This is a genomic window from Arthrobacter sp. SPT-J7, assembly GCF_059089965.1.
Map to the genome: position 1 here is coordinate 1 of NZ_JBNHFF010000308.1, position 3,075 is coordinate 3,075.

A 3,075-nucleotide genomic window follows, 5' to 3' on the forward strand; every position below is an offset into this window, starting at 1 on the left:
GGCCCCACCTTTTGGTGGGGCCCGCCGTCGTTGTTCCTTGTGGCCGGCCGGGCTGGCGTGGCCGGGCCACTTCGCGCGGGTTGCCTTTGTAACGCCTTATTCCGAGCCTTGCGTCTCCCAGCAGTTCGCCCAGGGTCCGGAGGGCGTCCTCGGCCTTCTCGCGGGTCAGGACACCGTTCAGGGCCGAATCCTCGATGCCCAGTTCCACCTCGCAGCCGTAGGGAAAGTCTGCTGTCATGACTTGAAGAAGGGACCGGGCATCCACGCTCCTGATGCCGGCCTTGGTGATGGTCACCGGAAGCCCTGTTTCAGTTACCGCCCTGACGAATACAGCGGCCGGACGCGCGTGCAGTCCGATCGGGGCCGTGACCACGGCCTTCTGTGTTGGCAACGGGACTCCTTGTTCATGACGGCCCCATCCGTCGAATGGTGAAATTTTTCCTGTCCAAATATAGCGGCCCGTGTACCCGTCGTGCTAAATGCCGCCGGCTTGCGGCGATGGGTGGTCTAGACCTGCCCTAAAATGGCTAGGTGAACGCAAACCCAGGGGAGACCCATCGTGGCATCTAGCGCAGCGGCGATAGCCGGCGACATCGACCGGACTAGCGGGACTGCGATCTATGTCCAGCTGCGCGAGATACTCCGTACCTACATTGCCGAGTCGTGCCGGCCGGGTTCCGCGCTGCCCTCCGAACGTGACCTGGCGGAGCGCTTTGGGTTGGCGAGGATGACCGTGCGGCAGGCGATTGACGCGCTGGTAGGTGAAGAAGTCATCGAGCGCGTAGTGGGGCTCGGAACCTTCGTGCGCAGGCCCAAGCTGGACCTACAGGTGAAGCTGACCTCGTATAGCGAGGAGATGCAGCGCCGCGGCATGGTTCCCGCGGCCAAAGTACTGAGCTTCGAACAAATCGGTGCCAGCGCCTTCCTGGCCCGGGAGCTTCAGCTGGACGAGGGAACGCCGCTGGTCCGCTTTCGGCGCCTCCTGTTGGCGGACGGGGAGCCCATGAGCGTGGATGAGAACTTCATTCCAGCCCACCGTGTGCCCGGCCTTTTGGATGGAGAGCCGCCTACCTCGCTGTACAACGTGCTCAGCGAACAGTTCGGCCTCGTTATGGAGTGGGGTGAGGACATGATTGAGGCGACCGCGGCATCGCCGTCCACTGCCCGGTTGCTCAACGTCGAAGTCGGCTCGCCGTTACTCAAGATCCAGCGCCACGCCTTTGTTTCCCGCACCATGGTGGACTATTCCGTCTCCTATTACCGCGCGGACCGCTACAAGCTCTGGGTCCCGCTGCAACGCCCCGGCGCGCGGCGATCCCGCAACCACTAGGACGGCGGGTCTTGTCCGGTCGCCCGCCCTGGTGGTGCGCTGCAACAGCCCCCTGGCGACGGGGAGTGGACACACAAAAGGCCCGGTCCTTGTAGACCGGGCCTTACGTGTTTGGAATGGAACTGCCTGCTTAGTGGCTCAGGCTCTTCGCTTCCTCGGGTGCTTCAACTGCCGCATGGCCGTGGCCGTGCGCTGCTTCAAGTTCGGCAGGAGTAGCGGGAGCCACACGGTCCTCGAAGAACCACTTGGAGAGGAAGGCGCGGCGCTTCTCCTTGCGGGTCACGACGCCGTGCTCGTTCGGTACTGCCGGCAGAACCTCAGGTGACTCAAAGCCCACGAGCCTGTAGCGCTTGTACTCGTCCAGCGGTGCGTGCACCTCGATGAACTCACCATGCGGGAGGCGGACGATACGTCCGGTCTCGCGTCCATGGAGGGCGATCTCGCGGTCCTTCCGCTGAAGGGCCAGGGCCACACGCTTGGTGACGATGAACGCAATGATCGGGCCGATGATGAACAGGGTGCGCAACCAGTAGGTGACGTCGTTGAGGGAGACGCCGAAGTGCGTTGCGATGAGGTCGGAACCTGCAGCTGCCCACATCACGCAGTACCAGACGAAACCTGCCATGCCGATCGCGGTGCGGGTCGGGGCGTTGCGGGGACGGTCCAGTACGTGGTGCTCCCGGTCGTCCTTGGTGATCCACCGCTCTATCCACGGGTACATAAACATCACCGTGAACAGAATGCCCGCGGGTACAAGGGCCGGGAGCAGGACGTTGAAGCTGAACACGTAACCGAACCAGACCTGCTCTACCTGCCAGTCTCCCAAGGTACCGGGCATCAGGCGCAGCGCGCCGTCAACAAATCCGATGTACCAGTCGGGCTGGGTACCGGCCGACACGGGCGACGGGTCGTAAGGACCGTAGTTCCAAATCGGGTTGATGGTGAAGAACCCGGCCATGAGGGCCAGGACGCCGAAGACGATGAAGAAGAATCCACCGGCCTTGGCTGCGTAGACAGGACCCAGCGGGTAACCCACAACGTTGTTGTCGTTGCGGCCCGGACCGGGGTACTGGGTGTGCTTGTGCACGACCACCATAAAGAGGTGCAGGACGATCATCAGCAGGATCAGTGCCGGTACGAGCAGGATGTGCAGCATGTACAGGCGTCCGATGATGGCAGTGCCCGGGAATTCTCCGCCGAAGAGGAAGAACGAGATGTACGTGCCAACAATCGGGATGGACTTGATCACGCCGTCGATGATGCGCAGCCCGTTGCCTGAGAGCAGGTCGTCGGGGAGCGAGTAGCCGGTGAAGCCAGCCGCCATGGCCAGGATCAGGAGGACGCCGCCGACAACCCAGTTCATTTCGCGGGGCTTGCGGAAAGCTCCGGTAAAGAAGACCCTCAGCATGTGCACGGCGATGGAGGCCACGAACAGCAGTGCTGCCCAGTGGTGGACCTGGCGCATGAAGAGCCCGCCACGGACGTCGAAGGAGATATCCAGCGACGAGTTGTACGCCACCGACATCTCGACCCCCTTGAGGGGGACGTACGAGCCGTCGTAGTGCGTCTCCGCCATGGACGGATCAAAGAAGAACGTCAGGAACGTGCCGGAGAGCAGCAGGATGACGAAAGAGTACAGCGCCACTTCGCCAAACATGAAGGACCAGTGGTCCGGGAAGACCTTGCGGCCGAATTCACGGAGGATTCCGGAACCGCCCACACGGGCATCCACGAAGTCGGTAAAC

The 3,075-nt window shown here is 62.7% G+C and carries 3 protein-coding genes; 1 reads left to right on the plus strand and 2 read right to left on the minus strand.

Annotation, left to right across the window (positions count from 1 at the left end; genetic code table 11):
- Positions 1–391: HPr family phosphocarrier protein (locus AC5RWX_RS31790; RefSeq protein ID WP_494100172.1), on the minus strand; the 391-nt coding region annotated here is incomplete at its 3' end.
- A 168-nt stretch (positions 392–559) separates the two neighbouring features.
- Here AC5RWX_RS31790 and AC5RWX_RS31795 point away from each other — a divergent pair.
- Complete coding sequence (locus AC5RWX_RS31795; RefSeq protein WP_494100173.1) at positions 560–1,330, plus strand: GntR family transcriptional regulator; 771 nt, start codon at positions 560–562, stop codon at positions 1,328–1,330.
- A gap of 130 nt (positions 1,331–1,460) precedes the next feature.
- Here AC5RWX_RS31795 and qcrB read toward each other — a convergent pair.
- On the minus strand, positions 1,461–3,075 hold a 1,615-nt coding region (qcrB, locus tag AC5RWX_RS31800; protein ID WP_494100174.1), incomplete at its 5' end, for a cytochrome bc1 complex cytochrome b subunit.